Source organism: Rathayibacter sp. AY1D2 (genome assembly GCF_002932695.1).
Classification (GTDB): domain Bacteria; phylum Actinomycetota; class Actinomycetes; order Actinomycetales; family Microbacteriaceae; genus Rathayibacter.
In genome coordinates, this window is the sequence record NZ_PSVX01000024.1 from 1 (window position 1) to 26,046 (window position 26,046).

Consider the following 26,046-nt stretch of genomic DNA (forward strand, 5'->3'; position numbering starts at 1 on the left):
GCGCTTGCGCTCTCCTCACAGTTCAGAACAGATCCGGCGACGGCGTCGACGCGTAGCGGATGGCGACGTCGGCGTGGCGGTCGAAGCGGTAGCCGACTCCGCGGACGGTGCGCACGATCTCCTCGTAGCGGCCGAGCTTGGCGCGGAGGCGGCGGACGTGGACGTCGATGGTGCGCTCGTTCGGCGCGTCGTCGTCCGCGGCGCCCCAGAGCGAGGCGATGAGCTCGGCGCGCTCGATGGTGCGGCCCTCGCGGAGCACGAGGTACTGGAGGAGCTCGAACTCCTTGTAGGTGAGGGGGGTGGTCTCCTCGTCGAGGATGACGCGCTTGCGGGAGATGTCGATGACGACGCCGCCGGGTGCACGGTCGGGGTCGGGCTCGGCGTCGGAGCGGCGCTTGGCGACGGCGGCCGGGTCCTGCAGCGCGAGGCGGACCACGTCCACGTCCCGGCCGCCGGCGCCCTGCGGGGCGAGGGCGACGGAGGCGTACGTCTCGGCGTCGGGGGCGAGCTGCGCCGTGACGCGCTTCAGCTCCTCGACCAGGCGGCCGAGGTCGACTCCGGCGGCGCGGGCCTTGGCCTCGTCGATGCCGACGTAGAGGGCGAAGCCGCGGGCCTCGGTGCCCTGAGGGACGGCGCGGAGGCGGGGCGCTGCGGGCGCGGCGTCGGCGACCGGCTGGAGGCGGGGCGCCTCGGTGGAGGTGGCGGCGGGGACGGTGCGGGTGTGGAGGAGGGTCATGACGAGTCCTTGGCTGGTCGGATCCGGGACGAGTGTCCGAGGGAGCGGATCCGGGTGTGCGCGATCGAGCCGGCCCGCGGTGCGCGGTGGCGGCAGAGACGGATGCGGGGCATCCAGGGGATCGTCCGCGCCTCGGACGCTCAGCCGATCGTGACGATCAGCGGGCGGAGGCGGTGCGGGGATCCGGCGAGGTCAGTTCCTCATGCACACATTCGACAGCACATGACGGGGCCACCGGCCATCATCATGCCGGCATTCCCGGTGGCCTCGAGGGAGGTCAGGGCGTGCAGGGTGTCAGTCATGTCCGTCAGTAAAGCGGAGGCCGGTGCGGTGCGTCAACACTTCCGTGGGGATGGACGGCGCGTCGCGGGTGGTTCCGGTGCTCGGGAGGAGGCGCGAGCCGTGTCGGGGGATCCCGCTGCGCCCGCTGCTCGATCAGCAGGACGGGCTTTGCCGGACGGTCGCGGTGGGGTGTCGAGACCCTCGCTGCGCCGGCCGACCGGCACGGCTCAGCGGGGCTCCCTGTTCCGGGGCGCGACGGAAGGCCCGCTCGCCCGGGTGCCGGCGGGCTCAGCCCGCGAGGCCGTAGAGGCGGTCGCCCGCGTCGCCGAGGCCGGGGACGATGTAGCCGAGCTCGTTGAGCTTCTCGTCGAGGGAGCCGAGGACGATGGTCACGTCGCGGTCGCCGAAGGCCTTCTCGACGGCGGCCAGGCCCTCGGGGGCGGCGAGCAGGCAGACGGCGGTGACGTCGACCGCTCCCCGGTCGAAGAGGAACTGGATGGCCGCGACGAGCGAGCCGCCGGTCGCGAGCATCGGGTCGAGGACGAAGCACTGGCGGTTCGACAGGTCGTCGGGCAGGCGCTCCGCGTACGTGGTCGGCTCGAGCGTCTCCTCGTTGCGCGCCATGCCCAGGAAGCCGACCTCGGCGGTCGGGATGAGCTTGACCATGCCCTCGAGCATCCCGAGGCCGGCCCGGAGGATCGGGACGACCAGCGGCTGCGGGTCGCTGAGCGCGAGGCCGGTGGTCTGCGTCACGGGGGTCTCGATGGTGACGGTGCGGGTGCGGACGCCGCGGGTGGCCTCGTAGGCGAGGAGCGTCATCAGCTCCTCGGCGAGCTGACGGAAGGTGGGGGAGGGGGTGCGCTTGTCACGCAGCACGGTGAGCTTGTGGGTGATCAGCGGGTGGTCGGCTACGTGGACGCGCATAAGCTCAATCTACTGGCCGGAGCGGCGCCCCACCGGCCGCAGCGGGCCGCCGCAGGAGGGGGAGCGATGCGCGACAGCGATCTCCGCGTCCCCCGCCGCTCCGAGGAGTGGATGGGCCTGGCGCTCGACGAGGCGCGGCGGGCCGCGGGCTGGGGCGACGTCCCCGTGGGCGCGGTGGTGCTCGACTCGGAGGGTGCGGTGCTCGGGCTCGGGCGCAACGAGCGCGAGCTGCGGCGGGATCCGACGGCGCACGCCGAGGTGGTCGCGATCCGCGCGGCGGCCGAGGCCCGCGGCGACTGGCATCTCGAGGGCTGCACGCTGGTGGTCACGCTCGAGCCGTGCGTGCTCTGCGCCGGAGCGATCCTGGCGGCGCGGATCGACCGCGTCGTCTTCGGCGCGTGGGACGAGAAGGCGGGCGCCTCCGGATCCGTGCACGACCTCCTCCGCGACCGCCGGCACAACCACGTGGTCGAGGTTTACCCCGGGGTCCGCGCCGCGGAGAGCTCGCGGCTCCTGCTCGACTTCTTCGCCGACCGCCGCTGACGCCGACTGCCGCTGACGCCGCCCGGCGCTGACGCCGAGCGCCGCCGAACCCCTCAGCTCGGAGCGCCCAGCCACTCCATCAGCGCGAGCCGCGTCGCCGCGTGCATCCGCTCGAAGCGCTCCGCCGCGACGTCGTCGGCGAGCACGGCGGCGTCGTAGCCCGCCGCTCCTGCCCACTCCCCGTCGCCCTCGAGCCACTGCGCGGCCATCGTGCCGGTCAGCTCGGGGTGGAACTGCACGCCGAGGAGCCAGTCCTCCACGGCGAACGCCTGCACCTCGCCCGCCGGCGACGACGCCAGCAGCGCCGCTCCGCTCGGCAGCGCGAAGGTGTCGCCGTGCCACTGCATCACGTCGACGCCGGCGAGGTGCCGGAGCGGGGAGCCGGCGCCCTCCTCCGTGAGCACGACCGGCCGGAAGCCGACTTCGCGAGCCGATCCGGGATGGACGGACTCGCCCAGGGCGGCCGCGATCAGCTGCGCTCCGAAGCAGACGCCGAGCGTGGGACGGCGGTGGTGCATCCGGTCCTGCAGGAGCGCGATCTCGGGGCTGATGAAGGGGTGCCGCGAGGTCTCGTAGACGCCGGCGCTGGAGCCGAGCGTGACGACGAGGTCGGGGGCGAGGATGTCGATCGCGTCGAGGTCCGTCCCTGCGACGGCGTCGACGGCGAACCCCCGCTCGGTCAGCATCGGCTCGAGCGCGCCGAGCCCGGCACCGCGCTCGTTGACGATCGCCAGGGCCCGGCGCATCTCAGGCGCTCCCGTGCGGCGCGGCCGGCGGGGAGGCGGCGGGCGGAGCGGCGGCGGCCGAAGCGGCCGCGGCGGCCGTCCCTTCCGCCTCCGTCACGGCCGGACGGGCCGCCACCGATCCCGCGCGTCCGCGGTCGACGTCGGGCTCGAGGTAGATCGTGGTGGCGGCCGGGACGGCCTCGCGGATCCGCTTCTCCGCGGCGTCGATCCCGGCGGCCACGTGCTCGAGGGTCTCGGCGGCCGGGAAGGCGAGCTTCGCGGCCACGAGGATCTCGTCCGGTCCGAGGTAGAGCGTGCGCATGTGGATGACGCGCTCGACGTCGCGCCCGGCCTCGAGCGCGGCGCGGATCGAGGCGGCGTCGGCGGGAGTCGCCCCCTCTCCGACCAGCAGGCTCTTCGTCTCGACGCCCAGCACGATCGCCACCACGATCAGCAGGGTGCCGATCATGATCGTTCCGATCGCGTCGTAGACCGAGTCGCCGGTGATCACGGTCAGCCCGACTCCGAGCAGCGCGAACGTCAGACCGGTGAGCGCGGCGACGTCCTCGAGGAGCACGACCGGCAGCTCCGGCGCCTTCGCCCGGCGGATGAACTGCAACCAGGACTGCGAGCCGCGGACCCGGTTCGACTCCTTCACTCCGGTGCGCAGCGAGTAGCCCTCGAGGCAGATCGAGATCACGAGGACCAGGATCGGCAGCCAGGCGTTCTCGAGCTCGTGCGGCTCGGCGATCTTCTCGATGCCCTCGTAGAGCGAGAAGACGCCGCCGACGGAGAACAGGATGATCGACACCACGAAGGCGTAGACGTAGCGCTCCCGTCCGTAGCCGAACGGGTGCTCCTCGTCGGCGGCCTTCCGCGACTTGCGGCCGCCGAGCAGCAGGAGCAGCTGATTGCCGGAGTCGGCGAGCGAGTGCACGCCCTCGGCGAGCATGGAGGCGGATCCGGAGAAGAACCAGGCGACGAACTTCGTCAGGGCGATGCCGAGGTTGGCCGCGAGCGCCGCGATGATCGCGGTGCCGCCTCCGGATGCGCTCACGTGGTCTCCTCGGGCTCGCCGCTGGATGGTCGGGCCATCCTACGAGGCGCCGGACCGCACCCGGACCCCCTTGCCGCGGGCTCTTCGTAGGATGAGCGGCGTGACCGATGCGCCCGTCCTGCTCCCGTCCATCGCCGTCCTCGGCCTCGGCTCGATGGGGGGTGCGATCCTCCAGGGCCTGCTGGCTCCCGGCGTGCGCGTCGAGGGGGGCGTGCGGGTGACCAACCGCGACTCCGCGAAGGCCGCCGCGTGGGACGGCCACCCGGTGGTCACCGCCTTCGCCACCGCGGACGACCCGGAGGCCAACCGGCGTGCGGTCGAGGGCGCGGCGATCGTGCTCGTGGCCGTCAAGCCGCACATGGTGCCGGACCTGCTCGACGAGATCGCCGACGCGCTCGCCCCGGGCGCGGTCGTCGTCTCCGTCGCCGCCGGCGTGACCGCGGCCACGTTCGAGCGGCACCTGCCCGCGTCCGTCGCCGTGCTCCGCTCGATGCCGAACACTCCCGCGGTCGTGGGCCGCGCCGTCACCGGCCTCAGCGCGGGCACGCGGTCCGGCGACGAGGACCTGGCGCTCGTGCGCCGCCTGTTCGAGACGGTCGGCGAGGTGGTCGAGGTGCCGGAGTCGCAGCTCGACGCGCTCTCGACGATCTCCGGCTCGGGGCCCGCCTACGTGTTCCTGCTGATCGAGGAGCTCGTCGCGGCCGCTGTCGCGAAGGGCTTCACTCCGGAGCAGGCGTCGACGATGGTGGTCGGCACGTTCCGCGGCGCGGCCGAGCTGCTCGCGGACTCCGGCGAGGAGCCCGCGGAGCTGCGCCGGCGGGTCACGAGCCCGAAGGGCACCACCGAGCGGGCCGTCGCGGTCCTGCAGGAGGCCGACCTCGCCGCCCTCTTCACGCGGGCGACCGACGCCGCGCTGGCCCGCGCCCGCGAGCTCGCCGCCTCCTGACTCCGCCCTCCTCTCCGCGAGACGCCGCTCGGGTATGCGACGCGCCGGAGCGGGCGTCACGGAGCGGCATCTCGCAGAGGAGGAGGAGGAAGGGGGCGCGGGTCAGGAGCCGAGGGCCGCGAAGCGCTCGATGTCGCTGGGGGTGCCGCTGACCACGATGAGGTCGTGGTTCGAGACGACGGTCTGCTCGGTCGCGTAGGTGAAGGGCTTGCCCGGGCTCTTGACGCCGACGACGGTCACGCGGTGCTTGCGGCGCACGCCCGACTCCGTGAGCGTCAGCCCCCGGATCGGCTTGGGCGGGTACATCTTCGCGAGCACGAAGTCGTCGTCGAACTCGATGAAGTCGAGCATGCGGCCCGAGACCAGGTGCGCGACGCGCTCGCCCGCCTCCGCCTCGGGGTAGATCACGTGGTTCGCGCCGATCCGCTCGAGGATCTTGCCGTGCGAGCGCGAGATCGCCTTCGCCCAGATCTGCGGGATCTTGAGGTCGACGAGGTTCGCAGTGATCAGCACGGACGCCTCGATGGAGGAGCCGACCGCGACGACGGCGACCTGGAAGTCCTGCGCGCCGATCTGCGCGAGGGCGTCGAGCGAGCGGGCGTCGGCCTGCACCGCGTGGGTGACCCGCTCCGACCACTTCTGCACGAGACCGGCGTCGGCGTCGATGGCGAGGACCTCGCGGTCGAGGCGGTCGAGCTGGCCGGCCGTGGCGGCTCCGAAGCGCCCGAGGCCGATCACCAGCACCGGGGCGTCGTACCTGATGCGGTCAACCAACGATGGGCCTCTCTTCCGGTCGTCTGAACAACTGCCTCCGCTGGCTCGCGGCGAGCGCGGCGGCGAGAGTCACGGTACCAACGCGGCCCATGAACATCGTCAGCGCGAGGATGTAGACCCCGGACGGCGGCAGCTCCGCGGTGAGCCCCGTCGAGAGCCCGGAGGTCGCGAAGGCCGAGATCACGTCGAAGAGCACGTGGTCGAGCGAGGCCTTGGTGATGTGCAGGATCAGGACGGACGACACGGCGACCGTCGTCGCGCCCCACAGCACGACCGAGACGGCCAGGCGCAGGACGTCGTTCGGGATCCGGCGGCCGAACGCCTCCATGTCGTTGTTGCCGCGGGCCTCGGCGAAGGCGGCCAGGAACAGGATCGCGAGGGTCGTGACCTTGATCCCGCCGGCCGTGGAGGCCGATCCTCCGCCGATGAACATCAGCATGTCCGTCACGAGCAGGCTCGAGCCGTTGAGGTCGGGGACCGAGATCGTCGAGAAGCCGCCCGACCGCGTCATCGTCGAGAGGAAGAAGGACTGGAAGACGGTGTCTCCCGCATCGAGGCTGCCGAAGGTCCTCGGATTGTCGAACTCGAGCACGATGTAGAGGACGGCCCCGGCGACGAGCAGGATCACGGAGGTGACCAGCGTCAGCTTCACGTGCACCGACCACTTGCGCGGGCGCCGCCAGCCGCGGGAGAAGGCGTAGATGACGGGGAAGCCGATCGAGCCGAGGAAGACGCCGAGCATCAGGATGCCGAGGAACCAGTAGTCGTCCTCGAACGGGGTGAGGCCCGCGGCGTTCGGGGCGAAGCCGGTGTTCGTGAACGCCATCGCGGAGTAGTAGAAGGAGTGCCAGACGGCCTCGCCGATCGGGATCCCGTCGATCAGCATCCGCGGGAACAGCAGCAGCGCGACGATGATCTCGATCGCGGCGGCGCTGATCGCGACGGTGGCGAGCAGCCCGCCGATCTCGCCCAGGCGCACGGCCTGGCCCTCGGCGACGGGGCCGGAGTGGATCCGCAGCGGATTCGAGTCACTGGCGACCATGAGCTTCGCCCGGAGCCCGAGGCGGCGCGAGATCGCCAGGCCCATGATCGAGGCGAGCGTCAGCACTCCCAGAGCGCCGATGTTCACGCCGACGAAGATGATCGAGTGGCCGAACGCCGACCAGTGCGTCGCCATGTCGACCGTCGCGAGGCCGGTCACGCAGATCACCGACATCGCGGTGAAGAAGGCGTCGTGCAGTGGAGTGACGGTGCCCGTGGTGCTCGACACCGGCAGCGAGAACAGCAGGGTGAAGACGAGCACGAGCGCCGAGAAGATGAGGATCGCGAAGCGGGACGGCGAGCGTCCGGCGAAGTCGTCGATGAGGTCGCGGGCCCGCTCGAAACCCGACCAGGGGGAGACGGGCGAGACGCCCACGGGGCTGCGGAACTGCTGCCGAACCACCACGGCGGATCCTCCACTCGATCGCGGCCATGCTACCCGCTCGGTGCCGGGCCCCCGGGGCGCTGACTAGCCTGGGCGCATGGCTGACATCTTCGGGGTGATCGCGGACGGGACCCGCCGGGACATCCTCGCCCTGCTGCTCGAGCAGCGGCGGGACGGCTCGGCCGAGGGCATGAGCGTGTCGCGGATCGTGGCGCGCCTCGAGCTGAGCCAGCCGACCGTCTCCAAGCACCTCAAGGTGCTGCGCGAGACCGGCCTCGTCACGGTGCGCGAGAGCGGACAGCACCGCTTCTACGCGCTCGAGTACGCGCCGCTGGCGGAGGTCGAGGACTGGCTGCTGCCCTTCCTCGCCGAGGACGAGGCGGCCGGCGCCCTGCTCGACGCTCCGACCGCGGCCCGGGCGGAGTCGCTGGGCCGGGCGCTCGCCGAGCGCACCCACCAGGTCAGCACCGTGGTGCAGGACATCCAGCGGGGCGTCAGCGAGGGAGCGACGAAGGTCGCGGAGGCGCTGCGCATCCGCAAGTGAGGGGCGCCGAGGAGCCGGAAACGGTGGAGCCCCGGGTCGTGTAAGCTCGCGGGAGCCAGTTTTTCGTAAGCGGCCGCCCGTCGGGCGGTCGACCCCCTGAACGTTGTGAGGTCTTCGTGGGTTCTGTCATCAAGAAGCGTCGCAAGCGTATGGCGAAGAAGAAGCACCGCAAGCTGCTTCGCAAGACTCGCCACCAGCGTCGCAACAAGAAGTAGGCTCGCGCCTCTTCCCACTCGAGCGTCCGCCCTTCCGGGGTCGGGCGCTCGTCTGCGTTCACGGATCATCCCGGCGGCGCTCGCCGTCTCGGCGCCCGGCGCCGGGGCCGCCGTACACTGACCGCATGGTGGACGTGGAGCTGACGCTCGTGGGCAAGCCGGGCTGTCATCTCTGCGACGACGCGCGGACCGTGGTCGAGCAGGTGGTCGCCGATCTGGGCGGCGAGGCGTCGGTCGCCGTCTCGGAGGTGTCGATCCTCGACGATCCCGAGCTGCACGAGCGCTTCGTCGAGGAGATCCCGGTGGTGCTGATCGACGGGCGCGTGCACACCTTCTGGCGAGTCGATCCCGCGCGGCTCCGGCGGGCCCTCCTCGATCGCGGGTGAGCCTCGACCCGGGCCGTCCGGACGGAAGCACGACCGCGACGTCCCTCTGACGGGGGACAGGACGGCTCGCGATAGCTCGCCTCTCGCCCTTACCCTCGTGAGGGGGGAGTGCGCTCCTCCGTGCGCGGACGCAGATCGTCGCCCGTGGAGGAAGGAACCGCCATGCCGTCATCCCGCCGACTCGCCCTGCCCGCCGCCGCTCTCGCGGCGCTCGTGCTCGGCCTGGCCCTCCCCGGAGCGGCCGTCGCGGCCCCCTCCGCCTCGACGGTCTCGACCACGGTCGAGCAGCCGGCCGCGACGACCATCCCCGGCGTGCCGGAGGATCCCGAGCAGCCGGGCGACGGCGGCTCCGACCCCGTTCCCGGCGTCCCCGAGGAGCCCTCCGTTCCCGGAGTGCCCGAGGAGCCGGCAGAACCCGAGCAGCCCGCGCCCGTCGACCCCGCGCCCGTGGACCCCGCGCCGGTCGATCCGGCACCGGTCGACCCCGCGCCCCAGCAGCCGAGCCAGCCCTCCACCGGCGGCGGATCCACCGGCGGTGGATCGACCGGCGGCGGCTCGACCGGCGGCGGCCAGCAGGGCGGCTCCGGCGGCGGTCAGCAGGGCGGCTCCGGCGGCGGCCAGCCCTCCACCGGCGGCGGATCGTCCTCCGGCGGCTCCGGCTCCGGCGGCGGCACCACCGGCGGAGCGACGTCCGGCGGCACCTCCGGCGGCGGCACCACCTCCGGCACCACCACGTCCGGCACCGCCGGCTCCTCCGGTGCGGGCGCCGTCACTCCGGCGGCGTCGGCCCCCGGACGCACCGAGCTCGGCACCTCGACCGAGGGCGCGAAGCCGGCGGCCGGTGCCGCGACCGCGGACGTCTTCCTCACCCGCGAGCTCGCCGTGCAGCCGGAGGCGCTCACCGTCGAGCTCGCCCGCTTCTACGGCGTCGGCTTCTCGTACACCGGCTTCGCGAGCGGCGAGGCCGTCTCCGCGGTCCTCCGCGACCCGAACGGCACCAAGACCCCGCTGACCCTCGAGGCGGGGAGCGGCACCGCGACCGTGCCGACCGCGCTGATCACCAAGTCGGGCGCCTTCACGGTCGACCTCACGGGCGACCAGGGCTCCGCCGCCAAGGTCGTCTTCCGGCTGGCGCCCTCCACCGGCAACGGCCTCCTGCTCGAGCCGCGCGAGCTCGGCGACGGCAGCACCGAGGCGCCTCGCGGCGCCGTCTGGGGCTTCGACGCCGACGAGGAGGTCGCCGTGGGCGCCTTCGAGACCTCCGGGTCCCGCGCCGACCTGGCCGCCGGCGACGTCGCCGTGCAGTCCGACTCCATCGGCTGGGCCGAGCTGGCGCTGGGCGACGCGGTCATCGCCGACCCCGACCCCTCCGTCTACTGCGTCGTCGCCTTCGGTCGCGAGTCGCACCGCACGGCAGCCGTGACCGTCTCCTACCGTGACAGCGACACCACGGCCGCACCGTGGGAGGCGCAGCAGGTCTGCGGCACCGCGATCAGCGCCGCGCGCACCGCCTTCCTCAGCACGGCCGCCTCGGCGGGACCGGCCGGCATCACGCCGACCACCGCGCTGATGATCGGCGGCGGCGCGGTCGCCGCGTCGCTCGTCGCCTGCGCGGCCGTCCTGGTCGTGATGCGCCGCCGGCGCATGAACACGGACCTCTTCATCGGCGGACCGCTGCCGCGCACGCAGAGCGACTGACGCGTCCGGAGGACGAGGGAAGGCCCGCGGGACGCGATCCCGCGGGCCTTCCCTCGTCCTCTCCCGGCGCTCAGCCGGCCGCGGTGAAGCGGAGGAGGATCGTCCGCGCCTCCGGCCGCAGCTGGAAGTCAGGCCACACGTCCGGACCGCACGCGCGGGAGCCCAGGCCGTGCTGGGCGGCGTCGATCACGAGGACCGCGCGCTCCGACGCCGGCAGCTCGTGCGGGTGCGCGGCGGCCGTGATCTCCTGCGGCGTGTGCCTCGCCAGGGTGAAGCCGGGGAGGCGCCCGTGCAGGTCGCGCGCGGCTTCGATGCGGAGCCGGGGCGAGCCCGCCTCCGTCAGCGTCAGCTCGCGCACGCTGCTGCGGTGACCGCTCTCCTGCGGGCGGGCGTACGGAGTCGTCAGCCGGTCCATCTCCGCCGTGAAGCGCCCCACCCGCGCGGCCCGGAGGCTGTCGGGGTAGGACTCGAGCGGGCCGGTGCCGAACCACTCCGCGCCGTCGATCGACGCGGGCATGTCGATCCGGATGCCCAGCCGCGGCCAGACGGAGTCCCAGCCCCGGGTCGGCACGAGGTCGACGCGGAGGACCGTGCTCTCCCCGTCGACGCTCCAGCGCTCCTCCATCAGGAGTCCCGCATCGAGGTCCGCGGCCGAGAAGCGGGTCACGCGGCGGAGCCCGGCGGAGGCGTCCACCTCCTGCACGCGGCCGACCAGGCGGTCGAGTCCGGCCTCGCGCCAGCGGGCGGCGGAGGAGGGGGCCGGCATCCCGCGGCCGTCGCCGTCGTACGGGTCGCCGGTGACGTAGCCGGGGAAGCCCGCGCCCTCGTCGTTGTCGGTCGGGGCGCGCCAGAGCTCGGTGCGCGGTCCGTCGACGGGCAGGCCGGCGAGGGAGGCGAGCCGGCCGTCGCGGAACCGCGCGACTCCGAGCGCGCCGCCCTCGAGGGGCGGAGCGGCGCGGACGGCGCGGGTCCACGCGGGCACCGCCGACGACGCGGCGAGGAGGTGCTGACCGGTGGAGAGCACGTGGCCCTCCTCCGCCCAGGCGGTCGGGGCGTCGAGGACCGCGTCGACGGTGAGCCAGGTCTCGCCGCCGGGGCGCACCTCGAGCGGGGGGAGCTCCACGTGGACGGCGTCGCCGGCCGCGATGACCGGGGCGTCGAGCACTCCCTCCGCGGTGACCCGCCCGTCCCGCTCGACCCGCCACGCGAAGCGCAGATCGGCGGTGGAGGCGTCGTGCCGGCGGTTCTCGATGACGACGCCGTCGCCGCGGACCGTGAGGCGCACCGGAGCGACGATCTGCTTCCACTCGAACAGGCCCGGGCTGGGCGTGCCGTCGGAGAGCACCATGCCGTCCATCACGAAGTTGCCGTCGTGCACCACCTCGCCGAAGTCGCCGCCGTACGCGTAGTACTCGACGCCCTCCGGCGTGCGCGCCCGCAGGCCGTGGTCGCGCCACTCCCAGACGAAGCCGCCGTGCAGCCGCGGGAAGCGGTCGACGAGGTCCTCGTACTGGTCGATCGCTCCCGGGCCGTTGCCCATCGCGTGCACGTACTCGCAGAGCAGGAAGGGCTTGGAGCGCTGCCGAGCGGACTCGCCGGGGGAGCAGCCGAGGAGCGGAGTGAGCGAGCCGTCGGTGCCGATCCGCTCGGTCTCGGGGATCGAGGAGTACATCCGCGAGTACACGTCGGTGTACGCGCCGGTGTAGTCGCCCTCGTAGTGGACGGGGCGCTCGGGGTCGCGGCCGTGCACCCAGGCGGACATCGCGGCGAGGTTCGCGCCGGTGCCCGCCTCGTTGCCGAGGGACCAGAGCACGATGCTCGGGTGGTTCTTGTCGCGCTCGACGGTCCGCTCGATGCGGTCGAGGTAGGCCTCTCGCCAGGCGGGGTCGTCGCTGGGGTTGCCCGCCCAGCCGACCCGCTCGAAGCCGTGGGTCTCGAGATCGCACTCGAGGACCACCCAGAAGCCGAGCTCGTCGGCGAGATCGAGCAGACGGGGATGCGGCGGGTAGTGGCTGGTGCGGATGGCGTTCACGTTGAAGCGCTTCATCATCGCGAGGTCCTCGCGGGCGGAGTCCTCGTCGAACGCTCGACCGCGGTCGGGGTGCGTCTCGTGGCGGTTGACTCCATGGAAGACGACGCGCTCGCCGTTGACCAGGAAGCGGTCGCCGCGGATCTCGACCGTGCGGAAGCCGAGCCGCAGCGAGACCGTCTCACCGGCGGAGGCGAGCGTCGCGTCGTAGAGGCGCGGAGCCTCCGCCGACCACGGCTCGACCTCGGGGACCTCGATCGCGGCGATCTCCTCCGCTGAGGCCCAGACCGTCTCGATCCCGAGCCCGGGCACGCGCAGCGTCAGCGGGAACGCGTCGGCCGCGGCGGTCACCTCCGCCTCGATCCGGCCCGCGCCGCCGGCGAAGGAGGAGCGCAGCCACACGTCCTCGATCCCGCCGACGGGGCGCGCGAGCAGGTGCACCGAGCGGAAGATCCCCGGCAGCCACCACTGGTCCTGGTCCTCCACGTAGCTCGAGGCCGACCACTGGTGCACGCGGACCACGACGAGGTTCTCGCCCGGGCGGACGACGCCGGTGACGTCGAACTCCTGCGCGAGCCGGCTGCCGGAGCCGATCCCGATCTCGACGCCGTTGACCCAGACGCGGTAGCGGGACTCGACCCCGTCGAAGCGCAGGACGACCGCCTCGGCGGAGTCCCACTCCTCCGGGACCACGACGGTGCGGCGGTAGTCGCCCGTCGGGTTCGCGTCCGGAACGAACGGCGGCTCGGTCGGGAACGGGAACTGCACGTTCGTGTAGGCCGGCAGTCCGTAGCGCCCGTCGCCCTGCAGCACCCAGTGCGAGGGCACCGGCATCAGGTCCCAGCCGGAGTCGTCGAACGACTCGTCCCCGACGGCGTCCACGCCCTCGCCCTCCGGCAGCACGCCGGCGCCGCCCGGGGTCCCCGGAGCGGCGGGGAGCAGGCGGAAGCGCCACTCCCCGTCCAGCGGGAGCGCCGGGGCGTCGGTGTGCAGCCACGAGCGGGGAGCCCGGCGGCGGCCGGAGCCCGGTCCGGTGTCCGTCAGGTAGTGGGAGGTCGTCGGGGGAGTCGTCACTTCACGGAGCCTTCCGTCAGGCCGCCGCGCCAGAAGCGCTGCAGCACGATCATGGCGATGCCGAGCGGGATGATCGACAGCAGGACGCCGCCGGTCGTCAGCTCGTAGAACTCGGGCAGGCGGTCGACCTGTCCGAGCCAGTTGTTCAGTCCCAGTGTGATCGGGAACAGGTTCGTGTCCGAGAGCATCACCAGGGGCAGGAAGTAGTTGTTCCAGATCCCGACCAGCTGGAAGAGGAACACGGTGACCAGCGCGGGAGTCAGGATGCGCAGCCCGAGCGTGTGGAAGATCCGCAGCTCCCCGGCGCCGTCGATGCGCGCCGCCTCGATGATCGCGGTGTCCACGGTCGCCTGAGCGTAGATCCGGCAGAGGAACAGCCCGAACGGCGAGACGAGCGAGGGGATCAGCACGCTCCAGTAGGTGTTCGCGATGCCCATCTGGCTGAAGAGCAGGAACAGCGGCAGAGCGGTCGCGGTGCCCGGCACCAGGACGCCCGCGAGGATCGTCCCGAACACGAGCCTGCTGCCGCGGAACTCGTACTTGGCCAGCGCGTAGCCGCCCGCCGCGGCGAGGTAGGTCGCGAGCAGGGCGCCCACTCCGGCGTAGAGGACGGAGTTGAGGAACCAGCGGACGAAGATGCCGTCGCCGTAGGTCAGCACCTGCGTCAGGTTGTCCCAGAGCGCGAACGTCGGGGCGAACCAGAAGCCGTAGGTGGCGAAGAGGTCCTCGGTCGTCTTGGTCGCCGCGACGACGACCCAGTAGACGGGGATGAGGAAGTAGACCGCCACGACGACGAGGATCGCGGTGACGATGATGGTCGAGGCGCGGTTGCGGCCGGCCGAGCGGTCGGGCCCGCGTCCGGCCTTCACGGGGCGGTCGGCGGTGACGACTCCGGTGGTCGTGGTCGGCGGGGTCTCGGTGCGGCTCATGACGACCTCCTGTTCGAGATCGAGAGGAACGTGAAGGAGAGCAGGAACGCGACCAGCGCGATCAGGACGGCCTGGGCGGCGGCGACGTTGTAGTCGTTGTAGGCGAAGGCCGTGGTGTACGCGCTGAGGTTCGGCGTGTACTGGCTGTCGATCGCCGGAGCGACCGTCTTCAGCACCTGCGCCTCGGCGAACAGCTGGAGCGTTCCGATGATCGAGAAGATCGTCGTCAGCACCAGCGCGGGGCGGATGAGCGGCAGCTGGATGCTGCGGGCGACGCGCCAGGTGGAGGCGCCGTCGACCTTCGCCGCCTCGTAGAGCTCGACCGGGATCGCCTTGAGCTGGGCGACGATGATCAGCATGTTGTAGCCGGTGTAGCTCCAGAGCGAGATGTTCGCGATCGACCAGAGCACCGTGTCCGCACCGAGGAAGTCGGGCTGGAGCCCGACCACGTTCGCCGCGTCGATGAGCGGGCTGAGGCCGGGCACGTAGAGGAACGACCACAGGATCGTCGCGATCACTCCGGGCACTCCGTAGGGGAGGAAGTAGGCCGCCCGGAAGAAGCCGGGGAACTTCGCCGACGCCGACTCGAGCATCAGCGCGAGGACGGTGCAGAGGGCGATCATCACCGGCACCTGGACGACGCCGAAGAGGAACATCCGCCCGATGGAGGCGATGAAGTTGCCGTCGGCGAGGGCCTGCGCGTAGTTGTCGAAGCCCGCGAACCCGCTGGTGACCCCGGCCTCGCCGAAGAGGCCGGAGCGCGTCACCTTCGTGAAGCTGGAGCCGACGGCGACGACGATCGGGACGATGAACGTGAGGACGAACAGGGCCAGGAAGGGTCCGAGGAGGATCCACGGGGCGCGGGCGACCGCGCGGCTGCGCCGGGGCGCGCCCGGCGTCCGCGTGGTGGCCGCGACCGCGGCGGCGGCGGGGGAGGTCGTGGTGGTCATGCGGAGGCCCTCCTGATGCTCAGGCCCTTGTTCTCGAAGACCGTGATGATCTGCTGCTCCGCCTCGGCGACCGCGTCCACGAGCGAGAGCCCGGACGCCTTCTTCCGGAAGCCGTCGCTGAGGATGTTGAAGGACTGCTGCGTGACGGGCCACCAGGACCAGTCGGGGTTCTGCTCCTTCGATGCGGGCACGAGGACGTCCTCGTTGTAGTTCTGCCCGCTGAAGAAGTCGCTCGGACCCTTGCGGGCCGTGCCGATCTCGCCGACCGCGGGAGACCAGCCGATGCCGCTGTTGGCGATCATCGCGTCGATGCCCTCCTGCGTGGTGGTCATCCAGACGGCGAACTCGATCGCCTCCTCCGGGTGCTTGCTGCTCGAGAACACCGCCGCAGTCGATCCGCCGAGGAAGCTCGAGCCGAAGCCGGTGTCGCCCCAGACGGGCATGGGAGCAGCGCGCCACTTGCCCGCGCCTCCGCTGACCCCCTCGATCAGGGCGTCGCCCCAGCTGCCGGTGGCGCAGGAGGCTATGCCGCCCTTCGCCGCGGCCGCGAACCACGCGGGGGAGTAGGCGCCGTAGCCGGTCTGCACCAGGTCCTGGTCGATGGCCGTGTCGAAGAAGGAGGCGACGCGCGTCGTGGCGTCGTCGGTCATGTCGATGACCCAGCCGTCCTCCTCCGGGCGCAGCCACTGCGCACCGGCCTGCGTCGCGAACGCGGCGAAGACCGAGGCGTCGGCGAGCGGGAAGCAGTCGATGTAGGAGCCGGCTCCGCGCAGCTCCGTCGCCACCGCAGCCCAGTCGTCCCAGGTCGTCGGCGGCTCCGCACCCACCTTCCCCAACACCTCGGGCTGGTAGAAGAGCGCCATCGGGCCGCTGTCCTGAGGGATGCCGTAGACGCCGCCCGTGTAGCTGACCTGGCCCCAGAGCGTGGGGTCGTACAGGTCGCGGTACTGCTCGACGCCGTACCGGGTGAGGTCGACCAGGCCGTTGACGAGCATGAACTCGGGGACGGAGCGGATCTCGACCTGGCCGAGGTCCGGCCCGCCGCCCGCGGCGAGGGCCGAGTAGAGCTTCTGGTACCCGCCCGCGTTGCCGCCGGGGATCCAGACGGCCTCGACCTGGATCTCGGGGTGCGAGGCGTTCCAGACGTCGCAGACCTTCTGCAGGTCCTTCAGCCAGCCCCAGTACTGCAGGCGGACCGGGCCGGTGGCCGGGGCGATCGTCGGCGCCGTGTTGACCGAGACGGTGCCCGGTGTCGCGCAGGCCGTCAGGCTCCCGAGTGCCGCGGTGCCGAGACCGGCGGCGATGAGCTGTCTCCGGGTGAACGGATGCATCTTCCCTCACTTCGTCGTGGTGGAGAGCCGGGGAGTCTCACCCGGCGATGATCGGGACGCTACCACGAATTCGAGTAGGTACTCGAAATTGGCGGCACTGCTCCTCCGCCGCCGCTACGCTGGCCGTTCGAGGGGCACGGCGAGGTGCCTCCAGTGCTGAGGAGGGGTCGATGGCGGAGGCGACGAGGCGACGCGGCCCGTACGCGAAGTCGGCCGAGCGCCGCCGCGCCATCATCGAGGCCGCCCACCAGGTCTTCGCCGCACGGGGCTACGCCCGCGGCTCCCTCCAGGAGGTCGCCGACCGCGTCGGGCTCAGCCAGACGAGCCTCTTGCACTACTTCCCGTCGAAGACCGACCTGCTCTTCGCGGTCCTCGAGCACCGCGACCTGATCACGGGCGACGGTTCCTCGCCGCCGGACCCGGAGGAGGGGCTGGTCGCCGGCATCCTGCGGCAGACCCGCTACAACGAGACGGCGCCCGGAGTGATCGAGCTGTACGCCGTGCTCTGCGGCGAGTCGACGACGCAGGAGCACCCGGGGCGCGACTTCTTCGCCGCGCGGTTCCGCCGGCTCCGCAGCGAGTACACGGCCGAGCTGCGCGAGCTCCAGGCCGCCGGGCGCCTCCGCGAGGGGTCCGATCCGGAGCGGGTGGCGGCGTCGATCATCGCGCTCTGGGACGGCGTGCAGCTGCAGTGGCTGCTCGAGCGCGACGCGGTGGACATGGTGGCGTGCCTGGCCGACTACCTCGACCTCGTGGTGCTGCCGGCTCCCTAGCCGCTGGCGCGAGGGAACCCCGGCCCGTCGAGGGGACCCGCCGTCCGCGGCGGTCTCGATGGTCCGGGGTTCCCTCGACCGTGGTGCGCGCCTAGGGCAGCAGGCGGGTCGGGCCGCGGAACAGGTAGGTGACCTCGCGGAGGTTCGCCTGGTTCAGCATCAGCATGATCACGCGCGAGAGGCCCATGCCGAAGCCGCCGTGCGGCGGGACGCCGTAGCGGAAGAAGTCGAGGTAGAACTCGAGCTCCTCCGGGTCCAGGCCCTTCTCGCGGGCCTGCTCGACGAGGACGTCGACGCGGTGCTCGCGCTGGGCTCCGGTCGAGATCTCGACGCCGTTGTAGATGAGGTCGTAGCTGTTGGTGATCGTCCCGTCGCCCTCGCGGCGCATGTGGTAGAACGGCCGGATGCTCGACGCGTAGTCGGTGAGGAACACGAAGTCGTGCCCGAACTCCTCCTGCACGTAGGCCGCGATGCGGCGCTCGCCCTCGGGGTCCATGTCGTCGTCGGCGCGGGGCACCTCGTAGCCGCGCTCGGCGACGATGCGCTTGGCCTCGGCGAGCGGGATGCGCGGGAACGGCGTGGTCGGGACGGTCAGGTCGATGTCGAAGAGCGCCTTGACCTCGGCGCCGTGCTTCTCGACGACGGCGGTGAGGCCGGCGACCATCAGCTGCTCGTGCAGCTCCATGACGTCCTCGTGCGAGTCGATCCAGGAGACCTCGGCGTCGACGCTCGTGAACTCGGTCGCGTGACGCGAGGTGAAGCTGGGGTCGGCGCGGAAGGCGGGGCCGACCTCGAAGACCTTGCCGAAGCCGGCGGGCTGCGCCATCTGCTTGAAGAACTGGGGGCTCTGCGCCAGGTAGGCCTTCGTCTCGAAGTACTCGACCTCGAAGAGCTCGGCCCGCGACTCCGAGGCGCTCGCCATGAGCTTCGGGGTGTGGATCTCGATGAAGTCGTGCTCGATCCAGTACGTGCGCAGCGCGTGCTCGAACGTGGTCTGCACACGGGCGATGAGGTTCTGCTCGGGACGGCGCAGGTCGAGGAAGCGCCAGTCCATGCGCTTGTCGATGCCGGAGTCGGGCGCGATCGGCGCCTCCGGGATCGACGCGGCGACGACCTCGAGCGTCTCGAGCTTGACCTCGATGCCGCCGAGCTTCACGCGCTCGTCGTGCTTGAGCGCGCCGGTGACGGTGATGAAGGAGCCCTGGGCGAGGCCGGAGATCTCCTCGGTGATCGCGAGGCGCGCAGCCGACGCGTCGTCGCCCTCGACCGCCTCGCGCACGGCCGGGTTCACCAGCTGCACGGCACCCGACTCGTCGCGCAGGACGACGAACTGCACCTTCTTCTGGTCGCGCACGGTCTCGACCCAGCCGGACACGCGGACGGGTCCGTCCTCGAGCGCGGCGAGCTTCTTGACAGTGGTTCGGGGGAGGCGGGTCTCGTCGGTCACGGTAGGGGAGTCTACTCGGGGGCCGCCGGGCGGCGACGGGTAGCGTCGGAGCATGAGCACCGCACTGATCACCGGCGCGTCCTCCGGCATCGGCCTCGCCTTCGCCCGGGCGTTCGCGCGCCGCGGCTGGAGCCTCGTCCTCGTCGCCCGCAGCGAGCAGCGCCTCCAGGAGGCGGCGGTCGGACTGCGCGGCCTCGGCGCCGCGGCGGTCGAGGTCCTGCCCGCGGACCTCGGCGACCGCGAGCAGGTCGAGCGCGTGCGCGCGCTGCTCGTCGATCCGGGCCGGCCCGTCCGCGTCCTCGTCAACAACGCCGGCTTCGGGATCGACGGGACCTTCGCCGAGCCGGACGTCGCCGCTCAGGACCACGCCTTCGAGGTGATGGTGCGCTCGGTCGCCGTGCTCTCGGGTGCGGCGGCCGAGGCGATGACCGCCCGCGGTCGCGGCGCGATCCTCACGGTGTCGAGCGTCGCGGGCTTCGTGCACCTCGGCCCCTACTCCGCGGTGAAGGCGTGGGCGACCGCCTTCGCGCAGTCGCTGGCCGTCGAGCTGCGCGGCACGGGCGTCCGCTCGGCCGCGCTCTGCCCGGGCTGGGTGCGCACCGAGTTCCACGAGCGGGCGGCGATGGACACCTCCTCCATCCCCTCCTTCCTCTGGCTCGATGCGGACGCGGTGGTGGAGGAGTTCCTCCGCGACGTCGCGCGCGGTTCCGTCGTCTCAGTGCCGTCGGTGCGCTTCGGAGTCCCGATGGCCGTGGTGCGGCATCTGCCCGGACCGCTCGTGCGGCGGCTGTCGGCGGCGGTCTCGGCGCGGCGCTGAGGCTCCGCTCAGGTCCGGCTCAGGCGACCCTTTTCCCGGCGTTCCTCCACGCCGCGTTCCGTACACTTGACGCTCGTGGTTGCCGATCAGATCCATCTCGTGCGGCACGGCGAGGTGTTCAACCCCGACCGGGTCCTCTACGGGCGACTCCCGAACTTCCGGCTCTCGGATCTGGGCCACCGCATGGCCCGCTCCGCCGCCGACGACCTGCTCGAGCGCCGGCGCCACGTCACGGCGCTGATCGCCTCGCCGCTCCAGCGCACGCAGGAGTCCGCGCAGCCGATCTCGCAGGCGTTCGAGCTCGAGATCCGCACCGATGAGCGGGTGATCGAGCCGAGCAACCGCTTCGAGGGGAAGTCCCTCGCCGCGCGCAGCTCCGCCCTGCGGAACCCCAAGCACTGGCCCTGGCTCCGCAACCCCTTCGAGCCCAGCTGGGGCGAGCCGTACCTCTCCATCTCGGCGCGGATGTACGCGGCGATCGAGTCGGCGTGGGAGAGCACGGAGGAGGGCGACGCCGCGATCGTCAGCCACCAGCTCCCCATCTGGACGGTCCACCGCGCCCTCGCCGGCGAGCGCCTCTTCCACGATCCGCGCAAGCGCCGCTGCGCGCTCTCGAGCATCACGACCCTCGAGCGGCGCGGGGACGGCTTCGTCGAGGTCGGCTACTCCGACCCGGCCGCCGGCCTGCAGGGCCTGGCCACCGACGTGGGAGCGGTCTGATGCGCCGGACGGGGCGGCTCCGCGCAGCGGGCGTCCTCGCGCTGGCCGCCGCGCTCGCGCTGACGGGCTGCTCCGAGGATCCGCTCGCCGACCAGTACCGCAACGGCAGCAACAAGGGCTACATCTCGGGGGACGGCACCGTCACCGAGATCGCCGCCGCCGACCGGGACGACCCCATCGTCTTCTCCGGCACCGACGAGACCGGCGCCACCATCGACTCCGCCGACCTCGCCGGGCAGGTCGTCGTCGTCAACTTCTGGTACGCCAGCTGCGCCCCGTGCCGCGCCGAGGCCGCTGACCTCGAGACGGTGAACACGGAGTTCGCCGACAAGGGCGTGTCGTTCGTCGGCGTCAACGTGCGCGATCAGGCCCCCACCGCGGCCGCCTTCGCCGAGACCTTCGGGCTCGGCTACCCCTCCATCGTCGACACGGACTCGTCAGTGCAGCTCGCCTTCACCGGCACCGTCCCGCCCAACGCCGTGCCCACGACGCTCGTCCTCGACAGGGAGGGGCGCGTCGCGTCGCGCATCCTCGGCCAGCTCCAGGAGGCGTCGATCCTCTCGACCCTCGTGGGCGACACGCTCGCCGAGGGGGAGTAGCGGCGTGGGCGACATCGTCGTCAGCGGTCAGCTCCTGCTGGCCGTGCCGATCGCGCTCCTGGCCGGGCTCGTGTCCTTCGCGTCGCCCTGCGTGCTCCCGCTGGTGCCCGGCTACCTCGCCTACGTCGGCGGATTCACCGACGCCGACGAGCGCGCGGCACGCGGACGCCGCCGGGTCGTGCTGGGGGTGCTCCTCTTCGTGCTCGGATTCTCGCTGGTGTTCGTCCTCTACGGGGCGGCGGCGGGCACGGTCGGCTTCTGGCTGCGCCAGTACACCGACCTGATCACCCGCGTCCTCGGGCTCGTCGTGATCGCGATGGGGCTCGTCTTCATCGGGCAGTTCTCGTTCCTCCAGCGCACGCTCCGACCCGGGATCCGTCCCGCCACCGGGCTGATCGGAGCGCCGCTGCTCGGCATCGTCTTCGGCGTCGGCTGGACGCCCTGCCTCGGCCCGACGCTGAGCTCGATCCTCGCCCTCAGCTACGGCGTGGGCTCGCCCTGGCGCGGCGCCCTCCTCGCCCTGGTCTACTGCCTCGGACTCGGCATCCCCTTCCTCCTCGTCGCCTTCGGCTTCAGCTGGGTGACCAGCACGCTCGCCTTCGTGAAGCGCCACATCCGCGTGGTCAACATCCTCGGCGGCGCCGCCCTCGTCCTGATCGGAGTCCTGATGGTCACGGGCATCTGGAACACCCTCGTCTACGGATCCCTCTCGGCGGTGATCGATGGCTTCCAGCCGGCGATCTGAGCCCGAGGAGAGCACGCGCCGCCCCGACGAGGCCGCGCAGCGGAGGACGGACGCCTCCTTCCGCCCCGCCGACCACTACGACTCCGACGGCACCGTCACGCAGCCGGCGCTCGGGTTCACCGGCTGGCTCCGCTGGATGTGGCGCCAGCTCACCAGCATGCGCACGGCGCTGTTCCTGCTGCTGCTGCTGGCGATCGCGGCGGTCCCCGGATCGCTCGTGCCGCAGCGCTCCTCCGACCCCAACGGCGTGACCCAGTACTTCGTCGACAACCCCGACCTCGCGCCCCTGCTCGACAGGGTGCAGGCGTTCGACACCTACACCTCCGCCTGGTTCTCGAGCATCTACCTGCTGCTGTTCATCTCCCTGATCGGCTGCATCGTCCCGCGCACGCGTCACCACTTCCAGGCGATGCGATCGCGGCCGCCGCGCACCCCGGCGCGCCTGCAGCGCCTCGCCGGCTACACCGTCCGCGAGGTCGAGGGCGCGACGGAGGAGGAGGCCGTCGCCTCCGCCCACTCCGTCCTGCGCCGGGCGGGCTACCGCGTCGAGCGCTACGACGACCCGCGCGGCCGCTGGTCGAGCGTCTCGGCCGAGCGCGGCTACCTCCGCGAGACCGGCAACCTGGTCTTCCACTCCGCCCTGGTCGGCATCCTCGTCGCCGTCGGAGTGGGCGGCGGATTCGGCTACAGCGGGCAGCGCGTGCTGGTCGAGGGCTCCCAGGGGTTCGCGAACAACCTCGCGGCCTACGACTCCTTCAACCCCGGTCGCTTCTTCGACAGCAGCCAGCTCGACCCGTACCAGCTGACCCTCGACAGCCTCGACGTGAAGTACGAGGAGCAGAACCAGTCGGCGCTCGGCCAGCCCGTCGACTTCACCGCGAACGTCACGACCTCCGAGCGCGGCGGGCGCACCGAGGACCGCACGATCAAGGTCAACGACCCGCTCGCGATCGGCGGCACGAACGTCTACCTCCTCGGCAACGGCTACGCCCCGACGATCACGGTCCGGGATCCCTCCGGCCGGGCGATCTTCACCGACTCGGTGCCGTTCCTCCCGCAGGACGCGAACCTGACCTCCGTCGGCGTCGTGAAGGTGCCGGACGGGCTCTCCGAGCAGCTGGGCCTCACCGGCTTCTTCTACCCGACGCAGGACACGCTGGCCTCCGGGGCGTCGACCTCGATCTTCCCCGACCTGCAGTACCCCGTGCTCTCGCTGAACGTCTTCTCGGGCGACCTCGGCCTCGACGGGGGAGTGCCCACATCCGTCTACGTGCTCAACACCGACTCGCTGACCCGGCTCACCGGCGGCACCACCGGCGTCGCGCCGATCACCCTCAAGCCCGGCGACACGGCCGAGCTCCCGAACGGGCTCGGCAGCGTGACCTTCGACAACACGGGCGCCGACCCGACGCGGATCGGCACCGACAGCGTCAAGCGCTTCGCCTCGTTCGACATCCACCACGACGCGACCCAGGGCTGGGTGCTGCTCTTCGCGATCCTCGTGCTCGCCGGACTCCTCACCTCGCTGTTCGTCCCGCGGCGCCGCGTGTGGGTGAAGGCGACCGCCCAGGACGACGGCGGCCTCCTCCTCGAGTACGCGGGACTCGCCCGCGGCGAGGACCCCCAGCTGGTGCGCGCCGTGCGGACGATCGCCGACCGGCACGCCCCGCTCGACTGACCCGCCTCCCGGACGCCCCTCCACAGCCGTCGCCCGGCTGGGCAGGGGCCGAGTCTGTGCAAGCGCGAAGGGGCGGGCGGGGCGGCGAGCGATTACCCTGAGGATGTGATCGCGACCCTCTCGCAGTACTCGGTGCTGTGCCTCTCCTCCGCCATGGGCATCTACGCCATGGCGTTCGTCTTCTTCGCGATCGACCTCGCCCGCCGCGCCTCCCTGGCCGACGGCGAGTCGATCGAGGTCGTGCAGGAGGCGGAGCGCGTCGCCTCCGCGGCCGCCGCCGACCGCGCGGCCAGCGGCAAGGCCACCGTCGCCGCCGCAGGCTCCGGACGCACAGCGACTCTCTCCCGCATCGGCAGCCGCGTCGAGGACGAGGTCTACCGCGCCCCCGCCCGCTCGAAGACCATGCGCATCGGGTTCTCGCTCACGCTCCTCGGCTTCGTGCTGCACCTCGGCGCGACCGTCCTCCGCGGCGTCGCCGCCGGCCGCGTCCCCTGGGCGAACATGTACGAGTTCTCGATGACCGGGACGCTCATCATCATCGGCGTCTTCCTCGCCGTCCAGCTGCGCTGGGACCTCCGCTTCCTCGGAGCGTTCATCACCGGTCTCGTCCTGGTGCTCCTCGGCATCGCGACCGTCAACTACTACGTCGCCGTCGTCCCGCTCCCGCCGGCACTCCAGTCCTACTGGCTGGTCATCCACGTGCTCGTCGCGATCCTCGGCACCGCGTTCTTCGCCCTCGGCTTCGCGCTCTCGGTCACCCAGCTCCTCCAGGCCCGCCGCGAATCCTCCGGCGACAGCCCCCGCTCGGTCCTCCGCTTCCTGCGCACCCTGCCCAGCTCCCTCACCCTCGAGAACCTCGCCTACCGCGTCACGATCCTCGGCTTCATCCTCTGGACCTTCACGCTCATCGCCGGCGCCGTCTGGGCAGAGAAGGCCTGGGGCCGCTACTGGGGCTGGGACACCAAGGAGGTCTGGACCTTCATCATCTGGACCATCTACGCCGGCTACATCCACGCCCGCGCCACCCGCGGCTGGCGCGGCACCCCCTCCGCCTGGCTCGCCATCGTCGGCTTCGCCGCCGTCATGTTCAACTTCGGCGTCGTCAACGTGTTCTTCAAGGGACTCCACGCCTACTCCGGCCTCGACACCGGCATGTGATCGGCGGGGCCTGGCGGGGTCCCTCGCGGCGTTGTCGGCGACGAACGTAGCGCCGCTACGCCCGACGCCTCCGCCTTGCGATCGACCCCACCAGGCCCCGCCGACCGCCCACCAGGACGCGCACTGGGGACGGCTCCGCGTCGCGTTCGCCGCGGGAGGGCCTCCGCTTCGCGGTCGGGTCTGGGTGGGCTCCGCTTCGCGGTCGCCGTGGGGGAGTGCTCCGCTTCGCGGTCGCGGTGGTGGATGGGCTCCGCTTCGCGGTCGGGTCTGGGTGGGCTCCGCTTCGCGGTCGCCGAGGTGGGTGGGCTCCGCTTCGCGATCGCCGTGGGGGAGCGCTCCGCTGCGCGGTCGGGTTCTGGGGAGCTGCGCTTCGCGGGAGGGCGGGGGGACGGCGGTCGACGGGACATGCTGATCGAGTAGTGAGCAGCGCGAGTATCGAGATCCCCTGACACGAACGTTCGGAGCGAGCCTGTCGAGTTCCCGCGTACGGAAGCGCCGGGTCGGTGCGTGCTGATCGAGGAACGGGCGTGTCGGGGCCGGGGGCACGGACGGGCTTCGGGTGGCCCCGCGCGGGTCAGACGGCGGTGACGACGGCGATGAGGTGGGGGGCGAAAGGGGCGTCGAGGGCGAGGACGATGCGGGTGCGGGCGTCGAAGGGGTGGACGCCGCGGTAGATGCCGCGGAGGTCGGCGACGGTCTGGCCGCGGCCGGGGCCGTGGGTGGCGTCGACAGTGACGTGGACGCGCGGGGCGGAGGTGAGGGCGACGGCATCGACGGCGATCGCGGCGGCCATCGGGTCGTGCATGGCAGCGGTGCGCTCGCCGAAGTGGCCGACATAGAAGTCGAAGTAGAAGTCGAGCGCCTGCCCGATGGCCTGCGCGAGGGGATCGGGCGACGCGAGCAGGACGGCGCGGTCCTCCTCCGTCAGCAGGTGCCGCATGGTCACGTCCAGGGGCACGAGCGTCAGATCCCAGTCGGCCGCGACGACCTCGGCGGCGGCCGCAGGGTCATGCCAGATGTTGGCCTCCGCCACGGCGGTCACGTTGCCGGGGACCAGCGCGGCTCCGCCCATCACCGTCACCGAGTGGACGAGGGACGCGATCTCCGGGTGCGCACGGAGGGCGAGCGCGAGATTCGTCAGCGGGCCGATCGCGACCAGCCGCAGCTCGCCCTCGTGCTCGCGGGCGAGACGGAAGAGGAGGTCGGCCGGATCCTCGTCGACCGGCTCGCCGCCCTCGGGCAGCGCGACCCCGCCGATGCCGTCGTCGCCGTGCACGTGCGGAGATCCGCCGGCGTAGTCCTCCTCGAGGAAGTGGTGCGCCCCCACGGCGACCGGCACGTCGTCGCGGCCGGCCAGCGCGAGCAGGCCGAGGCTGTTGACGGCGGCCCGGCGGGCGTCGGTGTTGCCGCTGACCGTGCTGATCCCGACGAGGCGGGCCCGGGGCGAGCGGAGGAGGTACGCCAGAGCGAGCGAGTCGTCGATGCCGGTGTCGCAGTCGAGGAAGACGGGGACGGTCGATGCGCTCACGGTGCTCCGATG

25 protein-coding genes are annotated in these 26,046 nt (G+C 72.2%); 13 read left to right on the forward strand and 12 right to left on the reverse strand.

What is annotated here, in order from left to right:
- Positions 1-22: 22 nt before the first annotated feature.
- Together C5D04_RS07950 and upp are read right to left on the reverse strand one after the other, a co-directional pair.
- Complete coding sequence (locus C5D04_RS07950; protein WP_104233433.1) at positions 23-736, reverse strand: winged helix-turn-helix domain-containing protein; 714 nt, start codon at positions 734-736, stop codon at positions 23-25.
- Between the two features lie 570 nt (positions 737-1,306).
- Positions 1,307-1,942: a uracil phosphoribosyltransferase gene (gene upp, locus C5D04_RS07955; RefSeq protein ID WP_104224850.1), complete on the reverse strand. Its 636-nt coding sequence runs from the start codon at positions 1,940-1,942 to the stop codon at positions 1,307-1,309.
- Between the two features lie 66 nt (positions 1,943-2,008).
- Here upp and C5D04_RS07960 point away from each other — a divergent pair, with 66 nt between their 5' ends.
- Positions 2,009-2,485: a nucleoside deaminase gene (locus tag C5D04_RS07960; RefSeq protein ID WP_104254860.1), complete on the forward strand. Its 477-nt coding sequence runs from the start codon at positions 2,009-2,011 to the stop codon at positions 2,483-2,485.
- 53 nt (positions 2,486-2,538) lie between these two features.
- Here C5D04_RS07960 and C5D04_RS07965 read toward each other — a convergent pair whose 3' ends face one another.
- Both C5D04_RS07965 and C5D04_RS07970 read right to left on the reverse strand, forming a co-directional pair.
- Entirely contained in the window at positions 2,539-3,231 is a 693-nt protein-coding gene (locus C5D04_RS07965) for a gamma-glutamyl-gamma-aminobutyrate hydrolase family protein (protein ID WP_104347544.1), read from the reverse strand.
- 1 nt (position 3,232) lies between these two features.
- Entirely contained in the window at positions 3,233-4,267 is a 1,035-nt protein-coding gene (locus tag C5D04_RS07970) for a cation diffusion facilitator family transporter (RefSeq protein ID WP_104347545.1), read from the reverse strand.
- Positions 4,268-4,358: 91 nt separating this feature from the next.
- On the opposite strand from C5D04_RS07970, the gene proC reads away from it, so the two are divergent.
- A complete protein-coding gene (gene proC / locus C5D04_RS07975; protein WP_104292396.1) occupies positions 4,359-5,213 on the forward strand; it encodes a pyrroline-5-carboxylate reductase in 855 nt (284 codons plus the stop codon).
- A gap of 102 nt (positions 5,214-5,315) precedes the next feature.
- Here proC and C5D04_RS07980 read toward each other — a convergent pair whose 3' ends face one another.
- Positions 5,316-5,987, reverse strand: a complete 672-nt coding sequence (locus tag C5D04_RS07980) for a TrkA family potassium uptake protein (RefSeq protein ID WP_068255410.1) — start codon at positions 5,985-5,987, stop codon at positions 5,316-5,318.
- Complete coding sequence (locus C5D04_RS07985; RefSeq protein WP_244229642.1) at positions 5,980-7,350, reverse strand: TrkH family potassium uptake protein; 1,371 nt, start codon at positions 7,348-7,350, stop codon at positions 5,980-5,982. The genes C5D04_RS07980 and C5D04_RS07985 overlap by 8 nt, the downstream gene beginning before the upstream one ends.
- 160 nt (positions 7,351-7,510) lie before the next feature.
- Here C5D04_RS07985 and C5D04_RS07990 point away from each other — a divergent pair, with 160 nt between their 5' ends.
- The 4 genes from C5D04_RS07990 to C5D04_RS08005 all read left to right on the forward strand — a co-directional run bounded on the left by C5D04_RS07990 (position 7,511) and on the right by C5D04_RS08005 (position 10,256).
- A complete protein-coding gene (locus tag C5D04_RS07990) occupies positions 7,511-7,957 on the forward strand; it encodes a helix-turn-helix transcriptional regulator (protein WP_104224854.1) in 447 nt (148 codons plus the stop codon).
- A gap of 116 nt (positions 7,958-8,073) precedes the next feature.
- Complete coding sequence (locus C5D04_RS07995; RefSeq protein WP_003792170.1) at positions 8,074-8,172, forward strand: 30S ribosomal protein bS22; 99 nt, start codon at positions 8,074-8,076, stop codon at positions 8,170-8,172.
- A gap of 125 nt (positions 8,173-8,297) precedes the next feature.
- Positions 8,298-8,558: a glutaredoxin family protein gene (locus tag C5D04_RS08000; RefSeq protein ID WP_104224855.1), complete on the forward strand. Its 261-nt coding sequence runs from the start codon at positions 8,298-8,300 to the stop codon at positions 8,556-8,558.
- A gap of 162 nt (positions 8,559-8,720) precedes the next feature.
- Complete coding sequence (locus C5D04_RS08005; RefSeq protein ID WP_104326262.1) at positions 8,721-10,256, forward strand: hypothetical protein; 1,536 nt, start codon at positions 8,721-8,723, stop codon at positions 10,254-10,256.
- Between the two features lie 70 nt (positions 10,257-10,326).
- Here the strand turns inward: C5D04_RS08005 and C5D04_RS08010 are convergent, their stop codons facing one another.
- Genes C5D04_RS08010 through C5D04_RS08025 form a run of 4 tightly spaced genes read right to left on the reverse strand, consistent with a single transcriptional unit; the run spans position 10,327 to position 16,569 of the window.
- Positions 10,327-13,359 (reverse strand): glycoside hydrolase family 2 TIM barrel-domain containing protein, encoded by a 3,033-nt coding sequence (locus C5D04_RS08010; RefSeq protein WP_219815017.1) that lies wholly within the window; start codon positions 13,357-13,359, stop codon positions 10,327-10,329.
- Complete coding sequence (locus C5D04_RS08015) at positions 13,356-14,288, reverse strand: carbohydrate ABC transporter permease (RefSeq protein WP_104224857.1); 933 nt, start codon at positions 14,286-14,288, stop codon at positions 13,356-13,358. The genes C5D04_RS08010 and C5D04_RS08015 overlap by 4 nt, the downstream gene beginning before the upstream one ends.
- The gene (locus tag C5D04_RS08020) at positions 14,285-15,238 is read right to left on the reverse strand and encodes a carbohydrate ABC transporter permease (protein WP_104266728.1); all 954 of its coding nucleotides are present in this window, start codon (positions 15,236-15,238) and stop codon (positions 14,285-14,287) included. The genes C5D04_RS08015 and C5D04_RS08020 overlap by 4 nt, the downstream gene beginning before the upstream one ends.
- Complete coding sequence (locus C5D04_RS08025; RefSeq protein WP_104347546.1) at positions 15,235-16,569, reverse strand: ABC transporter substrate-binding protein; 1,335 nt, start codon at positions 16,567-16,569, stop codon at positions 15,235-15,237. Before C5D04_RS08025 ends, C5D04_RS08020 begins: the two co-directional genes overlap by 4 nt.
- A gap of 170 nt (positions 16,570-16,739) precedes the next feature.
- Between C5D04_RS08025 and C5D04_RS08030 the strand changes: the two genes are divergently transcribed.
- A complete protein-coding gene (locus C5D04_RS08030; RefSeq protein ID WP_244230513.1) occupies positions 16,740-17,342 on the forward strand; it encodes a TetR/AcrR family transcriptional regulator in 603 nt (200 codons plus the stop codon).
- 91 nt (positions 17,343-17,433) lie between these two features.
- On the opposite strand, the gene aspS is transcribed toward C5D04_RS08030, so the two are convergent.
- The gene (gene aspS, locus C5D04_RS08035; protein WP_244229585.1) at positions 17,434-18,789 is read right to left on the reverse strand and encodes an aspartate--tRNA(Asn) ligase; all 1,356 of its coding nucleotides are present in this window, start codon (positions 18,787-18,789) and stop codon (positions 17,434-17,436) included.
- 52 nt (positions 18,790-18,841) lie between these two features.
- Between aspS and C5D04_RS08040 the strand changes: the two genes are divergently transcribed.
- From C5D04_RS08040 to ccsB, 6 genes are all read left to right on the forward strand, one after another.
- Positions 18,842-19,606 (forward strand): SDR family oxidoreductase, encoded by a 765-nt coding sequence (locus tag C5D04_RS08040; protein WP_104347547.1) that lies wholly within the window; start codon positions 18,842-18,844, stop codon positions 19,604-19,606.
- Between the two features lie 75 nt (positions 19,607-19,681).
- The gene (locus C5D04_RS08045; RefSeq protein WP_104224864.1) at positions 19,682-20,326 is read left to right on the forward strand and encodes a histidine phosphatase family protein; all 645 of its coding nucleotides are present in this window, start codon (positions 19,682-19,684) and stop codon (positions 20,324-20,326) included.
- Positions 20,326-20,925 (forward strand): TlpA disulfide reductase family protein, encoded by a 600-nt coding sequence (locus tag C5D04_RS08050; RefSeq protein ID WP_104249773.1) that lies wholly within the window; start codon positions 20,326-20,328, stop codon positions 20,923-20,925. Before C5D04_RS08045 ends, C5D04_RS08050 begins: the two co-directional genes overlap by 1 nt.
- Positions 20,926-20,929: 4 nt before the next feature.
- The gene (locus C5D04_RS08055) at positions 20,930-21,670 is read left to right on the forward strand and encodes a cytochrome c biogenesis CcdA family protein (protein WP_244230512.1); all 741 of its coding nucleotides are present in this window, start codon (positions 20,930-20,932) and stop codon (positions 21,668-21,670) included.
- Entirely contained in the window at positions 21,648-23,348 is a 1,701-nt protein-coding gene (locus C5D04_RS08060) for a cytochrome c biogenesis protein ResB (protein WP_104317663.1), read from the forward strand. Before C5D04_RS08055 ends, C5D04_RS08060 begins: the two co-directional genes overlap by 23 nt.
- Before the next feature lie 153 nt (positions 23,349-23,501).
- Positions 23,502-24,506, forward strand: a complete 1,005-nt coding sequence (gene ccsB, locus C5D04_RS08065; protein ID WP_104224871.1) for a c-type cytochrome biogenesis protein CcsB — start codon at positions 23,502-23,504, stop codon at positions 24,504-24,506.
- A 574-nt stretch (positions 24,507-25,080) separates the two neighbouring features.
- Here ccsB and C5D04_RS08070 read toward each other — a convergent pair.
- The gene (locus C5D04_RS08070) at positions 25,081-26,034 is read right to left on the reverse strand and encodes a nucleoside hydrolase (protein WP_104347557.1); all 954 of its coding nucleotides are present in this window, start codon (positions 26,032-26,034) and stop codon (positions 25,081-25,083) included.
- Positions 26,035-26,046: the final 12 nt, after the last annotated feature.